At 63.4% G+C, this 16,647-nt stretch carries 12 protein-coding genes and 3 tRNA genes; 3 read left to right on the plus strand and 12 right to left on the minus strand.

The window, feature by feature from the left end; all coding sequences use genetic code 11:
- Window positions 1-108: 108 nt before the first annotated feature.
- The 7 genes from ASC83_RS14180 to ASC83_RS14210 form a co-directional block, all read right to left on the minus strand.
- On the minus strand, window positions 109-1,299 hold the full coding sequence (locus ASC83_RS14180) for an MFS transporter (RefSeq protein ID WP_056063696.1): 1,191 nt from the start codon (window positions 1,297-1,299) through the stop codon (window positions 109-111).
- Window positions 1,296-2,843, minus strand: a complete 1,548-nt coding sequence (gene rmuC, locus ASC83_RS14185; RefSeq protein ID WP_056063699.1) for a DNA recombination protein RmuC — start codon at window positions 2,841-2,843, stop codon at window positions 1,296-1,298. The genes ASC83_RS14180 and rmuC overlap by 4 nt, the downstream gene beginning before the upstream one ends.
- Window positions 2,844-2,918: 75 nt before the next feature.
- Complete coding sequence (locus ASC83_RS14190; RefSeq protein ID WP_056063702.1) at window positions 2,919-3,902, minus strand: D-glycerate dehydrogenase; 984 nt, start codon at window positions 3,900-3,902, stop codon at window positions 2,919-2,921.
- Between the two features lie 175 nt (window positions 3,903-4,077).
- Window positions 4,078-5,490 carry a sodium:proton antiporter gene (locus ASC83_RS14195; RefSeq protein ID WP_056063705.1) on the minus strand — a complete coding sequence of 471 codons (1,413 nt, stop codon included), beginning with the start codon at window positions 5,488-5,490 and terminating at the stop codon, window positions 4,078-4,080.
- 66 nt (window positions 5,491-5,556) lie between these two features.
- Window positions 5,557-6,777 carry a nicotinate phosphoribosyltransferase gene (gene pncB, locus ASC83_RS14200; protein WP_056063706.1) on the minus strand — a complete coding sequence of 407 codons (1,221 nt, stop codon included), beginning with the start codon at window positions 6,775-6,777 and terminating at the stop codon, window positions 5,557-5,559.
- Window positions 6,778-7,029: 252 nt separating this feature from the next.
- Window positions 7,030-7,512, minus strand: coding sequence for a thioesterase family protein (locus ASC83_RS14205; RefSeq protein ID WP_056063710.1), 483 nt, complete (start codon window positions 7,510-7,512; stop codon window positions 7,030-7,032).
- A complete protein-coding gene (locus tag ASC83_RS14210; protein WP_056063712.1) occupies window positions 7,509-8,441 on the minus strand; it encodes a histone deacetylase in 933 nt (310 codons plus the stop codon). The genes ASC83_RS14205 and ASC83_RS14210 overlap by 4 nt, the downstream gene beginning before the upstream one ends.
- Window positions 8,442-8,640: 199 nt before the next feature.
- On the opposite strand from ASC83_RS14210, the gene ASC83_RS14215 reads away from it, so the two are divergent.
- The 3 genes from ASC83_RS14215 (at window position 8,641) to ASC83_RS14225 (ending at window position 11,503) form a co-directional block, all read left to right on the plus strand.
- Window positions 8,641-9,189, plus strand: coding sequence for a phasin family protein (locus ASC83_RS14215; RefSeq protein ID WP_056063715.1), 549 nt, complete (start codon window positions 8,641-8,643; stop codon window positions 9,187-9,189).
- Window positions 9,190-9,571: 382 nt separating this feature from the next.
- Window positions 9,572-10,624 carry an extracellular solute-binding protein gene (locus tag ASC83_RS14220; protein WP_056063717.1) on the plus strand — a complete coding sequence of 351 codons (1,053 nt, stop codon included), beginning with the start codon at window positions 9,572-9,574 and terminating at the stop codon, window positions 10,622-10,624.
- A 120-nt stretch (window positions 10,625-10,744) separates the two neighbouring features.
- The gene (locus tag ASC83_RS14225) at window positions 10,745-11,503 is read left to right on the plus strand and encodes a 3-hydroxyacyl-CoA dehydrogenase (RefSeq protein ID WP_015014461.1); all 759 of its coding nucleotides are present in this window, start codon (window positions 10,745-10,747) and stop codon (window positions 11,501-11,503) included.
- 229 nt (window positions 11,504-11,732) lie between these two features.
- On the opposite strand, the gene ASC83_RS14230 is transcribed toward ASC83_RS14225, so the two are convergent.
- The 5 genes from ASC83_RS14230 to gltX form a co-directional block, all read right to left on the minus strand.
- Window positions 11,733-14,615: an EAL domain-containing protein gene (locus ASC83_RS14230; RefSeq protein ID WP_082522459.1), complete on the minus strand. Its 2,883-nt coding sequence runs from the start codon at window positions 14,613-14,615 to the stop codon at window positions 11,733-11,735.
- Between the two features lie 209 nt (window positions 14,616-14,824).
- Window positions 14,825-14,901, minus strand: a tRNA-Asp gene (locus ASC83_RS14235).
- A 53-nt stretch (window positions 14,902-14,954) separates the two neighbouring features.
- Window positions 14,955-15,030, minus strand: a tRNA-Glu gene (locus ASC83_RS14240).
- 37 nt (window positions 15,031-15,067) lie between these two features.
- Window positions 15,068-15,143 (minus strand) — tRNA-Ala (locus ASC83_RS14245).
- Window positions 15,144-15,208: 65 nt separating this feature from the next.
- The gene (gene gltX, locus ASC83_RS14250; RefSeq protein ID WP_056063720.1) at window positions 15,209-16,630 is read right to left on the minus strand and encodes a glutamate--tRNA ligase; all 1,422 of its coding nucleotides are present in this window, start codon (window positions 16,628-16,630) and stop codon (window positions 15,209-15,211) included.
- Between the last annotated feature and the right edge of the window lie 17 nt (window positions 16,631-16,647).

Below are 16,647 nucleotides of genomic sequence, written 5' to 3' on the forward strand. Positions count from 1 at the left end.
CCCAGGCCAGAACCGCGCACCATGGCAACACGCGCCGTGACCAAATTCGCAGGTACATGAACGCCCCCTCTCGAAACCCGCTGCCGGGTGGGGGCAATTTACACCTGTTTACCCTTTTTGGGGGGACTCTGCGGAGTGGTTTTCGCCCATCCGCCACGCCGTCCGTGCACCGGCCCCCACGGCGCAGCCCACCACCCAGAACAGCCCTCCCACCCCAATCACGGCACCGGCGGAGCCGAACAGCATGGGCATGAGCACGCTGGATGCGTTGATGGCCATGAGCCGCAGGCCCAGTGCTTCGCCATGGCGGGCCGGCGGCGTGATCTGGTGCAGCAGGCTCATCACCATGGGCTGCACCGAGCCCAGTGCAAACCCGAGCAGCACCGAACACGCGCCCATCGCCAGCGCGCTGTGCAGCAGCGGGTAGACGCCAAACAGCACAGCCGTAGCGACCATGGCGCCCGCCACCACCACCCGTTCGCGCAGGCGCTCTGCCACGATGGGCATGAGCACGCGGATGACGGCAGCGGCAATCGCAAACGCCCCCAGGATGGAGCCAATGACGGACGCTGACAGGCCCCGCTCGTGCCCCAGCAGCGGGACCACGAAGGTGTGCACGTCCCAGCACGAGGACAAGATCCAGTTGACCAGCAGCAAGCGGCGAAACGGAGGTTCGTTCATCAGGTCCCACGCGCGCTGCGGGGGGCCGCCCGCGGCGGCAATCACGGGCGGCAACTCGACCGTGTCTCGCACCCAGAACCAGGTGAGCAGGGGCAACACCGCCATCAGGGCGAAGGCGGCGCGATAGCCCTCGGTGCTGCCCGCAGCACTGCCCGCGTTGTCGATCATGAGCCCCGCGCAGAAAGGCCCGATGAAGTTGGACACCGCAGGCCCGATGGCCAGCCAGCTGAACACCTGCTTGAGCTGCGTGGCGTCGTGCGCAGCGCGCCCCACGTGGCGCTGCAGTGCAATGGTGGCGGCCCCGGTGGCGCCACCGGTCATCAACGCAGCCACACACAACACCGGAAAGACGGGGAACACCAGCGCCAGCGCAGCGCCTGCCGATGCAAGGGCCACCGCGTAGCCCACGGGGCGCTTCAAGCCGTGCCGGTCCGCATAGCGCCCTGCGGGCAAGGCCAGAAAAACCTGCGTGAGTGCGAACAATGCCAGCAACACCCCCACGGCTGCTGCACTGTGGCCCTCGCGCAGCGCCAGCAGTGGCGCCGCCAGTCGCATGCCCGCCATGCAGGCGTGCACGCAGATCTGCCCCGCAATCAGGCGCGCCAGGGCCCAGTTCACGGCAGGTCGTCCTCGGAATCCAAACCAGGCAATGCCGATGGACTGGCCCCTGCCAGCGGCACGGCCGTGTCGGGCGCAGGCAGGTCCTGCACATCCCGCAGCTTGCGCTGGATGGCGCGGGTGCGCACCCCCACCTCGTCAAACTTCTTGGCGGCGGCATCGATGGATTTTTTGGTGGCCTCGACCACATCGCCAAACTTGGCGAACTCTGTCTTGACCATGCCCAAGAGGCTCCACACCTCGGACGAGCGCTTTTCGATCGCCAGCGTCTTGAAGCCCATTTGCAGGCTGTTGAGCATGGCGGCCAGGTTGGCCGGGCCGGTGATCATCACGCGGCACTCGTTCTGCACGGATTCGACCAGGCCGGGGCGGCGCATCACCTCGGCAAACAGGCCCTCGGTGGGCAGGTAGAGCACGGCGAAGTCGGTGGTGTGTGGGGGCGACACATACTTGGCAAAGATCTTCTTGGCCTCCAGCTTGATCGACGTCTCGAACGCATTGCCTGCCGACAGAATGGCTGCCTTGTCGGCCGCGTCCTGCGCGTCCAGCAGGCGCTGGTACTGCTCCACTGGGTACTTGGAGTCGATGGGCAGCCACACCGGGTGCTCGTCGCTCTTGCCGGGCAGGCGGATCGCAAATTCCACCAGCTCATCGCTGCCCGGCACGGTCTTGACGTTGCGCGCGAACTGGTCGGGCGTGAGCACGTTATCGATGATGGCGCCCAGCTGCATTTCGCCCCAGGTGCCGCGCGACTTCACGTTGGTCATCACGCGCTTCAAGTCGCCCACGCTGCCCGCCAGGGTCTGCATTTCGCCCAGGCCCTTGTGCACTTGTTCGAGCCGGTCGCTCACCAGCTTGAACGACTCGCCCAGGCGCTGCTCCAGCGTGGCGTGCAGCTTTTCGTCCACCGTGCGGCGCATTTCTTCGAGCTTGGTGGCGTTGTCGGCCTGGATGGCGGCCAGGCGCTCGTTGAGGGCGGTGCGCAGCTGCTCGGCGTTGTGCTGGCTGCCCTGCACCAGCCCGGTGAGCTGCTGCGACACGGCGTCTTGCAGCACCGCAAACTGGTTCTTGATCTGAAAGCCGTTGGCTTCGAGCTGGTCCTTGAGCGCTTGCGACATCACTCCCAGCTGCGACTGGGTATCGCCCTTGAGCGAATCGAGCGTGAGGCGTGTGGCCGCATCCAGGGCCGTGAGGCGCTGCTCCAGACGCGCCTCGAATACGCCAAAGGCAGCCAACAGCTCGGCGCGGCCGTTGCGGGATTCGGCCACGGCCTGGGCCAGGCGTTCGTCCACGGCATGGCGCAGTGTCTCCAGCGTGGACTGCGTGGTCTGGGTAAAGCCACGCAGTTGCTGGCCCATGCCGTCCAGCGCGCCGTCATTCTTGGCCACCGCAATCTGCGTCGCCTGTGTGGTTTGCTCCAGCGACTGCAGGCGTGCCAGCCACTCGGGCGGCAGGTCCACACGGGGACGGCGCAGCAACAGCACCACCAGAAGGACCAGCGCCAGTGCCAGCACCGCCAAGAGAACAAGTGTGTCAGTGGCCAAGGTTTACTATATTTTTGATAGCTATCAGCGCATGATTGACTAGCGCATCCGGTCGATTGGAATCGAAACCCTGCATCAACGCAGGGTGGAGGGCTGATTCACAGGCGTGAGCGGCCCTCGCCCGTCAAAGAAGGCAATCAGGTTATCCGCCGCCAGGTTGGCCATGGCGCGCCGGGTAGGCACCGTGGCGCTGGCAATGTGCGGCGTAAGCACCACGTTGGGCACTGTCAGCAGGTCGGGGTGTACGCTGGGTTCACCCTCAAACACATCCAGCCCAGCCGCCGCAATGCGACGCTCGCGCAGGGCCACAGCCAGGGCCGCATCGTCCACGATGCCGCCACGCGCAATGTTGACGAGCGTCGCCGTGGGCTTCATCAACGCCAGCTCGGCCGCGCCGATGGTGTGGTGCGACGCGGGCGTGTAGGGCACCACCAGCACCACATGGTCTGCGGTGCGCAGCAACTCGTCCTTGCCCACGTAGGTGGCCTTGCATTCGGCCTCCAGCTCGGCCGACAGGCGCGAACGGTTGTGGTAGACCACCTTCATGCCAAAGCCGTGCGCGCCGCGCTTGGCAATGCCCTGCCCGATGCGGCCCATGCCGATGATGCCCAGCGTGCTGCCGTGGATGTCGCTGCCCGCGAACATGTCGTAGCTCCACTTGGTCCACTTCCCGGCACGCAGGTAATGCTCGCTCTCGGTCATGCGGCGGGCCGTGGCCATCAGCAATGCAAAGCCGAAGTCGGCGGTGGTCTCGGTGAGCACATCGGGCGTGTTGGTGCCCAACACACCCGCGGCGGTCATGGCATCCACGTCAAAGTTGTTGTAGCCCACGGCCATGTTGGCGCAGACCTTCAGGCGAGGCGCAGCGGACAGCAGCGCAGCGTCGATGCGCTGGCTGCCGGTGGTCAGCACACCGTCCTTGTCGGCCAGGCGCGCGGCCAGCTCTTGCGGGGTCCAGATCACGTCGTCAGGGTTGGCCTCCACGTCAAAGTGCTCGCGCAGGCGGTCCACGACGTCAGGAAAGATCGCGCGGGCGACCAAGATGCGGGGTTTGCTCATAAGTCTTCAATCTCCAAACTATTCGCAACGCACGTCGGCCTATGAAACTGGCGTGGTCCAAGCCAGTGGCCGCCGAGCAAAGGCCGCCCTGCAGCGAGGGCGGCGTCCCCCTGCCCGCAGCGCGCAGCGGTGCGAGAGAAGGGGGAAGCGGCGAAGCCGCTCAGGGGGATGTTCACTATCTAAACCAGATGAAAGTCATGACGATAAAGAGCGGCACCAGAATGCCCCCCGACCACAGCATGTAGCCGAAGAAGCTTGGCATCTTCACGCCGCGGTCTTCGGCAATGGCCTTGACCATCATGTTGGGCGCATTGCCGATGTAGCTGTTGGCACCCATGAACACCGAGCCCGCCGAGATAGCGGCCAGCGTGGGGGCCAGGGTGGTCATCAGCACGGCCGGGTCGCCCCCGGCGGTGTTGAAGAAGACCAGGTAGGTCGGCGCGTTGTCGAGGAACGAGCTGAGCAGCCCGGACGCCCAGAAGTACATGGCCGGGTCAGGTGTGCCGTCCGGCCGCGTGACGGCGGACACCACGGCACCAAAGGGGCCATTGACGCCCGCCTTGAGCATCGCGATCACCGGGATGATGGTGAGGAAGATGCCCGCAAACAGCTTGGCCACTTCCTGCATGGGGCCCCAGCTAAACTGGTTGTCTTCATGCACCTGCTTGGGCGTGATGCGCAGGGAAACCAGCGCCACGATGATCAGGCCCACGTCCCGCACGATGCCGGGCAGCCCCACCTCGGCCCCGGCGATGGTGAACGCCACCTGCGACTTCCACAGGCCACTCAGCAGCACCAGCGCCACCACCACGCCCAGCAGCGCAAAGTTGGCCTTGCCGTCAAAGCCGATGGCTTTGGTGTCGGGCGTGGGGTCGACCCTGAGCATCTCTTCGCGCCGGTGGTAGTACCAGGAATCCATCACGAAAAAGATGGCCAGCAGCGAGCCCACCAAAAAGAGGGTCTCGGGGAAAATGTGGCTCACCGTCCAGAAGAAATCCACCCCCTTCAGGAAGCCCAGGAACAGCGGTGGGTCACCCAAGGGTGTGAGCGAGCCCCCGGCGTTGGACACGATGAAGATGAAAAACACCACCACATGCGCTGTGTGCTTGCGGTTGTCATTGGCGCGGATCAACGGGCGGATGAGCAGCATCGACGCCCCCGTGGTGCCCATGACGCTGGCGAGCACCGCGCCAATGGCGAGGATGGCCGTGTTGAGCGCCGGGCTGCCGTGCAGGTTGCCCCGGATGTAGATGCCCCCTGCCACGGTAAACAGCGCGGTGAGCAGTATGACGAACGGAATGTATTCGGCCACCAGCGCATGCACAAAACTCGCGCCCGCCGCGCCCGGGCCAAACACCAGCGCAAACGGCACCAGAAAAGCCAGCGCCCAACCGGCTGCGACCTTACCAAAGTGGTGGTGCCAGAAGATGGGCGCCAACAGCGGCATCAAGGCAATCGACAGCAGAATGCCGGCAAAGGGCACGCCCCACAGCACCGACAGCGCACTGCCATCAATATCGGCCGCCAGTGCCAGACCCGGCAACGCCGCCAGTAGGCCGGCCACTGCCAGCCCGCGCGAAAATTTCATGGTTCTTGTCTCCGTCTCATTGCTAAAAATCAGGGGACGCAGGGCCATGGCACCTGCGGGGCACGGTCACACCGGCGAAGGGATATCAAACACCTGGCGCAGGTAGGCCAGGTACTTCTCGTCATCACACATGCCCTTACCCGGCGTGTCCGACAGCTTGGCCACAGGCTGGTCATTGCAGCGCGTCATCTTGATGACGACCTGCAAAGGCTCATGGGCAGGCGGGCTGCCGAGGTCATTGGTCAGGTTGGTGCCGATACCAAACGCGAGCTGGCAGCGACCCCGGAACTGCTGGTACAGCTCGATGGTGCGCGGGATGGTGAGCGCATCGCTGAAGATCAGCGTCTTGGTCAGCGGGTCCACGCGGTTCTTGCGGTAGTGGTCCAGCAAGCGTTCACCCCAGGCAAACGGGTCGCCGCTGTCATGGCGGGCACCGTCGAACAGCTTGCAGAAGTACAGGTCGAAGTCACGCAGGAAGGCGCTCATGCCGTACACGTCCGACAGCGCAATGCCCAGGTCACCCCGGTATTCCTTGGCCCACATCTCGAAGCCAAACACCTGGCTGTCACGCAGCCGCGGGCCCAGCGCCTGGCAGGCCTGCAAATATTCGTGCGCCATGGTGCCCAGGGGGGTCACGCCCAGCTTCATCGCGTACAGCACGTTGCTGGTGCCTGCGAACTGCCCGGGGCCTGCGGGTGCACCTGGGCGGCGGTCCCCGGTACCGAGGCGTGCCACCAGCACGCGCAGCACTTCCTCGTGCCAGGCGCGCGAGAAGCGGCGGCGGGTGCCGTAGTCGGCGATCTTGAGGTCGGACAGGCCCTCGCCCTGCAGCAGCGCAATCTTGGCATCCAGGCGGCGGCGGCCTTCCGGAAAGTCGGGCACCTTCTGCGTGTTGCGAAAGTACACCTCGTTGATGATGGCCAACACCGGGATCTCGAACAGGATCGTGTGCAGCCAGGGCCCGCGGATGGTGATGTCGATTTCACCGTTGTGCTGGGGCACTACGGTGATGTACTTCTCGTTGAGCTTGAACAGGCCCAGAAAGTCCACGAAGTCGCTCTTGATGAATCGCAGCGATCGCAGGTAGGCCAGCTCTGCATCCTGAAACTGCAGGCTGCACAACGAACGGATCTCGTCGCGGATTTCATTTGCAAACGGTGCCAGCTGCACGCCGGGGTTGCGGCACTTGAACTTGTACTCGACCTGCGCCCCGGGAAACTGATGCAGCACCACCTGCATCATGGTGAACTTGTACAGGTCGGTGTCGAGCAGGCTGGTGATGATCATGGACAGGGCACGCCTCAGAAACCGCGCACGCTGGGCACGCGATGCTCCGGCCGCAGACCGGACGATAAAGCCGCAAAGTGTAGGCCATCACGGCGCCCGGTGCGCGGCGCTGCGGGCGGCGTCAGCCAGTGTTCAGCCGCCGCTGTGCATTCAAGCTGTTCAGGGCCCAGGCGCACATTGCAGCTGCGCCTGACGCTATCAAATCAGTAGCTACGGTTTGCAGCCACTGATCAGCCGCCAATCAACGACCCGTCAACCGGGCATGACCAGCGCCTGCAGCACGTTGCGCAATGCGTCTGGCACGGCCACCGGGCGGCGGGTTTCGCGGTCCACGTACACATGGATGAAGTGCCCCGCCGCCGCCGTCAGCGGCTCGCCCTGCGCAAACAGGCCCACCTCGTAACGCACACTGGAGCCGCCCAGCCGTGCCACACGGATGCCCGCCTCCACCGTCTGCGGGAACGCCAGCGGCGCGAAGTAATTGCATTGTGTCTCGATGACCAGGCCGATGGTCTGGCCCGCATGGATGTCCAGCACGCCCTGGTCGATCAGGTGGGCGTTCACCGCCGTGTCAAACCAGCTGTAGTACACGACGTTGTTCACGTGGCCATACACATCGTTGTCGGCCCAGCGTGTGGTGATGGGGCGGAACACGCGGTAGGCGCTGCGCGGCTGCGGAGCCGGGCGGACCGACGCGGAAGAAGCGACAGGAGAGGGGCTGGCGGCAGAGGTCATGGCCGCACATTCTGCCAGCGCTGGTGGTACTGCCAGGCCACGCGCCAGGTGGTGAGCTGCGCCTGCAGCGTGTCTTCCAGGTCGTTACCATAGCCGCCCGCCATCACGAACACCGTGGGAATGCGCCGCTGCCAGGCCCAGTCAAACACGCGCCGGTCGCGTGCCTCCAGCCCATCGTGGGTGACGGCGAGACGACCCAGGCGGTCGCCCACATGGGGGTCCGCCCCCGCCAGATAGAACACCAGGTCCGGCTTGCAGCGATGGTCCAGCGCCTCCAGGGCCTGGTCCAGGGCGTGCAGGTAGTCGTCGTCAGCGCATCCGTCTGGGAGTTCCACGTCCAGGTCACTCGGCTCCTTGCGAAAAGGAAAGTTGCGTGCACCATGCAGCGACAGGGTGAACACGCTGTCGTCGCCCTGAAAGATATGGGCCGTGCCATTGCCCTGGTGCACATCCAGGTCGATCACCGCCACCTGCAGCGGCCAGCCCGATCCATCGTTCAGGTGATCGGCCTGTGCCTGCCGGGCAGCCACCGCCACATCGTTGAACACACAAAAGCCACTGCCCTTGTCGGCATACGAGTGGTGGGTGCCACCAGCCAGGTTGCCAGCCACACCCTCGCGCCAGGCGGCGCGGGTGGCCGCCAGAGTAGCGCCCACCGAGCGGCGAGCGCGCTCTGCCATGGCAGGACTCCAGGGAAACCCGATCTCCCTCTGCGCGGCGGGCACCAGCGTGCCCTGGGCGACCGCGTCGATGTACTGCGGGCTGTGCACGCGCACCAGTGCCTCATCCGCTGCTGGCAGGGCTTCTTTCAACAGCACGCCAGGCAGGTGCTGGGCGATCCGGTCGCGCAGCATGCGGTACTTGGCCATGGGGAAGCGGTGACCATCCGGTAAAGGCAACACGAAGTGGTCGGCGTAGTAGGCGTGCATGACGCAATTGTGGCAAGCCGGGGATTTCTGGGTGATCGTGTCTAATTTGCTGCAGTGCAACAAAAAGCCCTTGCAATAGCGCTGCAAGTCCCTAAAATTCAACCCCATGCTGCACTGCAACATGACCCAACAGGTCAAGGTCAGCGCAGATGTCTGTGAACCACCCGGCCCCCTGGGCCCTCATTTTAGGAGATATGACATGTCGCTGACCGCAGAACAAATCCTGGCATCCCACAAGGCCAACATCGAAACCCTGTTTGGCTTGACCACCAAGGCTTTCGAAGGCGTGGAAAAGCTGGTCGAACTGAACGTGACCGCTTCGCGCGCTGCCCTGTCCGAAGCCGCCAACCACACGCAAGCCGTGCTGGGCGTGAAGGACGCACAAGAATTGCTGGCCCTGCAAGCTGGCCTGTTCCAGCCCCTGGCTGAAAAGACCGCCGCTTACAGCCGCCACCTGTACGACATCGCTTCGGGCACGGGCGCTGAGTTCGGCAAGGCTTTCGAAGCCCAGGCCACCGACGCACAGAAGGCTTTCACCAACCTGGTGGACAGCGCCGCCAAGAACGCCCCCGCCGGTTCCGAAACCGCTGTGGCCGTGATGAAGAGCGCCGTGTCTGCCGCCAACAACGCGTTTGAGTCGGTACAAAAGGCTGTGAAGCAAGCGTCTGATGTGGCTGAAGCCAACTTCAACGCCGTGGCCAATACCGCTGCCAACGCTGCCAAGACGGCCGCTCCCCGCAAGCGTTAATCGCCCTACCTGCGGTCTGGAGTGCAACCTCTAGGCCGTGTTCAGGGAATACCCTGATAATTCAACCCATGCGCTGCTGACCTTGTCTACAGCGCCTCAGTTGTCTCCTTGGATCCTCTCGAAACCCCCGTTTCAAGGATCCTTTTAAAGCCCGGTTTTACGACCGGGCTTTTTTTTGGCCTGACCACCCACAGGCCGCAAGCGTGGGAACGGGCCCGCGCGGCGAACCGATCTTTTTGCGGTGTTCCGGCATCCACGGCATGCGGCCCTTGCGCCACTTCAAACCCTGACCCGAAATCCGGCCTTTGCGCAAGACATTGATCAAGAATAATTCGCGTTTGCTTTATCATTGACGCAGTTTCAACCCCGAAAGACGCAACCCATGTCGAAGACTGTGAAAGCCTTGCTGAGCGCTTGTGCCCTGGCCGCCGCTGCAGGCGCCGTGCACGCCCAGGAACAAGTGGTCAACCTCTACTCGGCCCGCCACTACTCCACCGACGAAGCGCTGTACACCGGCTTTACCAAGGCCACGGGCATCAAGATCAACCGCGTGGACGCGGACGATGCCGGCATCCTGGCCCGGCTGAAGGCCGAAGGCACCGCCTCGCCCGCCGACGTGATCCTTCTGGTGGACGCAGCCCGCCTGTACAAGGGCGAGATCGATGGCCTGTTTCAGCCCATCCAGTCCAAGGTGCTGAACGATGCCATCCCCGCTAATCTGCGCAGCCAGCCGGCAGCGGACGGCGGCATCTCGTGGTTTGGCCTGTCCACCCGCGCGCGCGTCATCGTCTACAACAAGGTCAAGATGCAGAAGGCCGATGTGGACACCTACGAAGAACTGGGTGACCCCAAGAACAAGGGCAAGCTGTGCATCCGCTCCGGCTCGCATCCCTACAACCTGAGCCTGTTCGGCGCTGTCACGGAACACATGGGCGAACAGAAGGCCGAGGCCTGGCTCAAGGGCATGGTGGCCAACCTGGCCCGCCCACCCAAGGGTGGCGACACCGACCAGATCAAGGCCGTGGCTGCGGGTGAGTGCGACATCGCCGTGACCAACACCTACTACCTGGCGCGCATGATGCGCTCCAACAAGCCCGAAGACGTGGCTGTGGTCAACAAGGTGGGCGTGGTGTTCCCCAACCAGGAATCCTGGGGCACGCACCTGAACATCGCCGGCGGCGCGGTGGCCAAGCACTCCAAGAACCAGGCCAACGCCATCAAGTTCCTCGAATATCTGGCAAGCCCCGAGGCACAGAACTATTTTGCAAACGGCAACAACGAGTGGCCTGCTGCCAAGGGCGTGGCACTGGACAACCCGGCCCTCAAGGCCATGACTGGCGGCAAGCCTTTCAAGAGCGAGACCATCCCGATCAGCGCGGTGGGCGCCAACACGACCAAGGTGCAGCAGATGCTGGACCGCGTGGGCTTCCAGTAAGCTGCCCCTGCCCTCACCCACCACAAGCCCGGCCTGGTCCGGGCTTTTTTTCGCGTTCAGCACGGTGAGGAGATGCGCCATAATTGACGTTTACGTTAACGTCACTTACTGGAGACAACCATGGACATCCAAGGCAAGGTATTCATCGTCACCGGCGGCGCTTCGGGCCTGGGCGAAGGCACGGCACGCATGCTGGCCGCCCAGGGCGGCACCGTGGTCATTGCCGACATGCAGGCAGAAAAAGGCGAAGCCGTGGCCAAGGAAATCGGCGGCGCGTTCGTGAAATGCGATGTGAGCAACGAGGCAGACGGCCAGGCCGTGGTGGCCAAGGCCGTGTCGCTGGGCAAACTAGTGGGCCTGGTGAACTGCGCCGGCATCGCACCCGCCGAGAAGACGGTGGGCAAGAACGGTGCGCATGCGCTGGCCTTGTTCAGCAAGACCATCACGGTCAACCTGATCGGCAGCTTCAACATGATCCGCCTGGCCGCCGAGGCCATGAGCAAGAACGAGCCGGAATCCACCGGCGAACGTGGCGTGCTGATCTCCACGGCCAGCGTGGCCGCCTACGACGGCCAGATCGGCCAGGCCGCCTACGCAGCCTCCAAGGGCGGCGTGGTCGGCATGACCCTGCCGATTGCCCGTGACCTGGCGCGCAACGGCATCCGCAACATGACCATTGCCCCCGGCATCTTCGGCACCCCCATGCTGTTTGGCATGCCGCAGGAAGTGCAGGACGCGCTGGCCGCTGGCGTGCCCTTCCCCAGCCGCCTGGGCACCCCCCAGGACTACGCCAAACTGGTGCGCCACATCCTCGAAAACGACATGCTCAATGGCGAGGTGATCCGCCTGGACGGTGCCATTCGCCTGGCACCACGTTGAGCTGGGGATTGAGTAAAAGAGGCATGTCTGAATGCTACTCTTTCGATAGCACCTTAGGCATATTCCTCTAGCGCATGGTGCCTGTTTGGCGCAAAAAGTCGTCCACTAGGAGCCCGGAAAGGCCGCAGGACTACTGAGAGCCAAACACTTTGCTGATGCCCACCCGACCGCCGCGCTCACAACGCGGCGGCTTCGTTTTGGCGGTGGCTTACCTCGGTCTCCCGCCTCCTCAACCCAAGACTGCGTGGCCTTGGGTGAGAAGCCCCTCCAAGTCGGCAGCTGGCACGGGGCGGCTGAAGTGGTAGCCCTGCCCGGTGTCACAGCCCAGTCCCGAAAGCACGTCACGCTGCGCAGCCGTTTCCACGCCCTCGGCAATGGTTTCCAGGCCCAGGCTTTGCGCCAGACCGATGATGGCGCGCACGATGTGGGGCGCGCTGGGGTCGTCGCCCAAATGCCGCACAAACGACTGGTCGATCTTGAGCTTGTGCACCTTGAGGCGCTGGATATAGCTGAACGACGAGTACCCGGTCCCAAAGTCGTCAATGGACAGCTGCACACCCAGGTCATACAGCTGCCGCACGATGGCAATCACCTGCTCTGGTGCATCCATGGCGATGCTCTCGGTCAGCTCCAGTTCCAGCATTTGCGACGGCACCCCGCTGTCGGCCAGCGCCCGGCCCACCATGTCCACCAGACCCGGATGGCGAAACTGCACCATCGACAGGTTCACCGCCACCACCAGCTCGGTGTGGCCAGCATCGCGCCATTCCCGGGCCTGGGCCAGCGCAGTGCGCAGCACCCATTCACCGATGCCCAGAATCTGGCCGCTGCTCTCGGCGACCGGTATGAACTCGGCCGGGCTGACGGCGCCCAGCTCGGGGTGGGTCCAGCGCAGCAAGGCCTCCACCCCCACCAGTTGACGGTCTTTCAGCCGGATTTGCGGCTGGTAGTGCAGCGTCAGCTGGCCCTGCACCAGGGCGCTGCGCAGAGCATTCTCGATGTGCAACACCCTGAGCGAGCGTGCCTGCATGTCCGCCGAGAAGAACCGGTAGGTGTCGCGCCCCGACTCTTTGGCGCGGAACATGGCTGCGTCGGCGCGCTGCGCCAGGGTTTCAAAGTCGCCACCATCTTCGGGGTACATCGCAATACCGATCGATGACGTGACCACCAGCTCGTGGTGCTCCAGCTTGCAGATGCGGCGCACCTGTGCCTGCAGTTCGTCGGCCACGTGGGCCGCCTGCTGGGCATCGGTGAGCGGCAGCACAATGACAAACTCGTCCCCGCCCTGTCGGGACACCGTGTCCTCGTCGCGCACCACTGACTGCAAGCGGTGCGCAATCTCGATCAGCAACCCATCGCCCACCTGGTGACCCAGCGAGTCGTTCACGTTCTTGAAGTGGTCCAGGTCCAGATACAACAAAGCAAGCTGATGGCCGCTGCGTTGGGTCAATGCAAGGGCCTGGCTGAAACGGGAGGCGAACATCGTGCGGTTGGGCAAGCCTGTCAGCGCATCAAAGTTGATCAGCTTGCGGATACGCTCCTCGTCACGCCGACGTTCCGTCACGTCCTCTTGCACGGCCAGGTAGTGGGTGATGCGGCCCTGCTCGTCGTGCAGTGGCGAGATGATGGCGGACTCGTTGTACTCGCCTCCGCCCTTGCGCCGGTTCACGAACTCGCCGCGCCACGGACGGCCTGACGTCAAATGCGCCCACAGGTCGGCATACACGCTGGCTGGCGTGGCCCCTGCGCTGAGCAGGCGCGGGTTGCGGCCTATCGCCTCCTCGGGGCTGTAGCCCGTCGTGGCGGTGAACGCAGGGTTCACGTATTCGATGTTGCCATCAGCGCCCGCAATGAAGATGGAATTGGGCGCCTGCTCCACGGCATGGCGAAGCTTGCGCAAAGTATCGAGCGTCTGAACGCGCTGCGTGATGTCACGCGACAGCACCACAAAGTGATCGTCCGCTTCATCGTCCATCACCTTGCGCGCCACGGACAGCTCAAACCAGTGCTTGCCATCGGGCAAGTCCAGCGCGTACTGGAAGTCACGGGCCAGGCCCTGTTCAGCCGCCGTATTGATCGCAGCCTGCGCTACCGCTGCGGCCGCTGGGGGCAAGATGTCGTGGATAGAGCGGCCCACCACCTCGCTGGCTGGCATCAGCAACAGCTCGGGCTGGCGCGTATGGATCTGCACGTAGTGGCCATCGCGGGTCACTTCGAACATCAGGTCGGGCACTGCATCCAGCACAGCGCGCATGGCTTTGTCGGACTGCTTGAGCACCCGATATGGCGCCTCGATGGTGCCCACAAAGATGGCACGGTAGAGGTAGTAGTACCCCACCACCTTGTATATGTGGCCCAGCAGATTGAATGGATCGGTAGCGATGATATAGAACGTGAAGAAGAACTCGCTCAGTGCCATCACCCACACGGCCGCGAAGAGTCTGGCCACATCAAAGGCGGCACGCTCCCGCGCCCAGTGCAGCAGCACGCCCAGCGATGCTGCATACAAGGCCACCACGCCGTACTCGGAGGCGATCTTGAACCGCGTGAGCCCCTGGGCGTCGTAGGTCTGCGGGTACCACTGAGGAAACCAGAACACAACAGCATGAATGGCGGCCACTGCAGCCAATACCAGCGTCAGCACCACAAATCTGCCAGGGCCGGGTGCGGCCGCATCGCCAGGCACGCGCCAGTGCAGCGTCACCGCAGCCAGGAGCGTCAGCGCCCCCAGGTATCTGGCGGGTAACCAGAAATTGATGCCTTTGGCTACCGAGTTGGGCGTGATGTAGTCGGGCATGCCGGCGAATGACAGCATGTGCGAAAAATCCAGGATCGCCACGCCCAGGAAGCCGCAGGCCAGGATGAGCACGTTGCGCTGCGGATTGAGACTGTGCGCCTTCCACCCCACCGCAAACACCAGTGCAGACACTGCAATGGACAGCGTCTCCAGCACTTGGTGCAACGTGAGGTAATGCCCCACCCGCTGTGGGCTGGCCACCGAAAAATAGACCCACGCTGCGATCACCCCACCGGTTAACAAGGAAAGCACCGGCGCCACGGCTTTGAAGCTGGCCAGGTGCTGTGGGTGGATCTGCAGCCGAATAAGGTTCATGGGCGCTGGATGGATCTGTGAGGACCGCCTGAGCGGTATGGCGGCGCGGCCGGGTACCGACGATTCTTGCACAGGCCCCACCACTTGTAACAGGTCGAATCCCAATAGCGGCCCCGCCTCACGCTGCCTGAACAGCCTGCCAGCGCAGGGCGCATCAGAACAAGGCATAAAAAAACCGCTGCAGCCTTGCGACTGCAGCGGTTGATATCTGGCGGAGTGGACGGGACTCGAACCCGCGACCCCCGGCGTGACAGGCCGGTATTCTAACCAACTGAACTACCACTCCTGGCAGGCAGCTTTTCGCTTGTATTTATCAACACAAGCCAAGTGCTACAAACTTGGCGACCCCACGGGGATTCGAACCCCGGTACTCACCGTGAAAGGGTGATGTCCTAGGCCTCTAGACGATGGGGTCAAAACCTTGGAACTAACCGAAATACCACTGACAAATTTGGTGGAGGTAAACGGGATCGAACCGATGACCTCTTGCATGCCATGCAAGCGCTCTCCCAGCTGAGCTATACCCCCACTGAATGACTTCAAACACTTTGTATTTGTTGTCATCACCTGAGCCTCGAATTATAGACAGATTTTTAGCGGTTTCGCAAACGCGCTATAACTTTTTCACGTCCGACCAGTTCCAGCACAGCATCGACCGATGGCGTGTGGGCGGTTCCGACCGTCAGGACACGCGCAGGCATCGCCAGCTGGGGCATCTTCAGACCCTGAGACGTCAGCACCTGCTTGAACGCAGCACTGATGGACGCCTTGTCCCACTCGCAGGCGGACAGTGCATCAGCCAGTGCGTCCAGAGCGGGCGCAATGGCGTCGGTGACATGCTGAGCGCGCTCTGCATCCACCGGAGTCACGTCGCCATAGAACACCTGCGCCCAGTTGGCAAGCACGACGGTGGTGTCGCACCGGTCTTTGAACAGCGCACAGATCCGGGGCAGACGCCCATCGGCCAGCGCCTCAGCCGAAACACCACGCGCCTGCAATTGCGGAGCAACCAGCGCGGCCAAAGCGTCGTCAGCCATGGCTTTCAGGTGCTGGGCATTCACCCAGCGTAGCTTGGCCTCATCGAACTGCGCCGCGCTGCGGCCCAGATGGTCGAGGTTGAACCACTGCAGAAACTGCTCGCGGCTGAAGATCTCATCGTCGCCGTGACTCCAGCCCAGACGCGCCAGATAGTTCACCATGGCATCGGGCAGATAACCTTCATCGCGGTATTGCGTCACGGGCTTGGCGCCGTTGCGCTTGCTCATCTTCTCGCCCTGCTCGTTGAGCACAGTGGGCAGGTGGGCATACACCGGGGGTTCCTTGCCCAGGGCGCGGAAGATGTTGATCTGACGCGGCGTGTTGTTCACATGGTCATCGCCTCGGATCACGTGCGTGATCGCCATGTCGATATCGTCCACCACCACGCAAAAGTTATAGGTGGGCGTGCCATCGGGCCGTGCGATGACCAGGTCATCCAGCTCATCATTGCTGATCTCAATGCGGCCCTTGACCTTGTCGTCCCAGGCCACAACGCCGCCCTGTGGGTTCTTGAAGCGCAGCACCGGCTGCACGCCTTCAGGAATGGCTGGCAAGGTCTTGCCAGCTTCAGGACGCCATGTGCCGTCGTAGCGAGGCTTCTCCTTGGCAGCCATCTGCCGCTCGCGCAGGGCATCCAGCTCAGCCACGCTCATGTAGCAGGGATACACGTGACCGGCAGCCTGCAATTCTGCGAGGACCGCCTTGTAACGATCCATGCGCTGCATCTGATAGAACGGGCCTTCGTCGTGGTTCAGACCCAACCAGGCCATGCCCTCGATGATGACGTCCACCGCCGCCTGGCTGGAGCGCTCCAGGTCGGTGTCTTCGATGCGCAAAATGAAATCCCCCCCCGTGGCACGGGCAAACGCCCAGGGATACAGCGCCGAGCGGATATTGCCCAGGTGGATGAAGCCGGTGGGAGACGGTGCAAAACGGGTGCGTATGCGGCCCGTGCTGGTGGCAGTGGTTTCAGTCATAACAATCAATGCTGGCC

Source organism: Acidovorax sp. Root402, from assembly GCF_001425125.1.
GTDB lineage: Bacteria > Pseudomonadota > Gammaproteobacteria > Burkholderiales > Burkholderiaceae_C > Acidovorax > Acidovorax delafieldii.

Coding starts and splice junctions, on each gene's coding strand:
- ASC83_RS14210 (WP_056063712.1), bottom strand. CDS start 8,441: ATGCACGCCTACTACGCCGACCACTTCGTGTTGCCTTTACCGGATGGT.
- ASC83_RS14195 (WP_056063705.1), bottom strand. CDS start 5,490: ATGAAATTTTCGCGCGGGCTGGCAGTGGCCGGCCTACTGGCGGCGTTG.
- gltX (WP_056063720.1), bottom strand. CDS start 16,630: ATGACTGAAACCACTGCCACCAGCACGGGCCGCATACGCACCCGTTTT.
- ASC83_RS14190 (WP_056063702.1), bottom strand. CDS start 3,902: ATGAGCAAACCCCGCATCTTGGTCGCCCGCGCGATCTTTCCTGACGTC.
- ASC83_RS14220 (WP_056063717.1), top strand. CDS start 9,572: ATGTCGAAGACTGTGAAAGCCTTGCTGAGCGCTTGTGCCCTGGCCGCC.
- ASC83_RS14225 (WP_015014461.1), top strand. CDS start 10,745: ATGGACATCCAAGGCAAGGTATTCATCGTCACCGGCGGCGCTTCGGGC.
- ASC83_RS14215 (WP_056063715.1), top strand. CDS start 8,641: ATGTCGCTGACCGCAGAACAAATCCTGGCATCCCACAAGGCCAACATC.
- ASC83_RS14230 (WP_082522459.1), bottom strand. CDS start 14,615: ATGAACCTTATTCGGCTGCAGATCCACCCACAGCACCTGGCCAGCTTC.
- ASC83_RS14205 (WP_056063710.1), bottom strand. CDS start 7,512: ATGACCTCTGCCGCCAGCCCCTCTCCTGTCGCTTCTTCCGCGTCGGTC.
- pncB (WP_056063706.1), bottom strand. CDS start 6,777: ATGATCATCACCAGCCTGCTCGACACCGACCTGTACAAGTTCACCATG.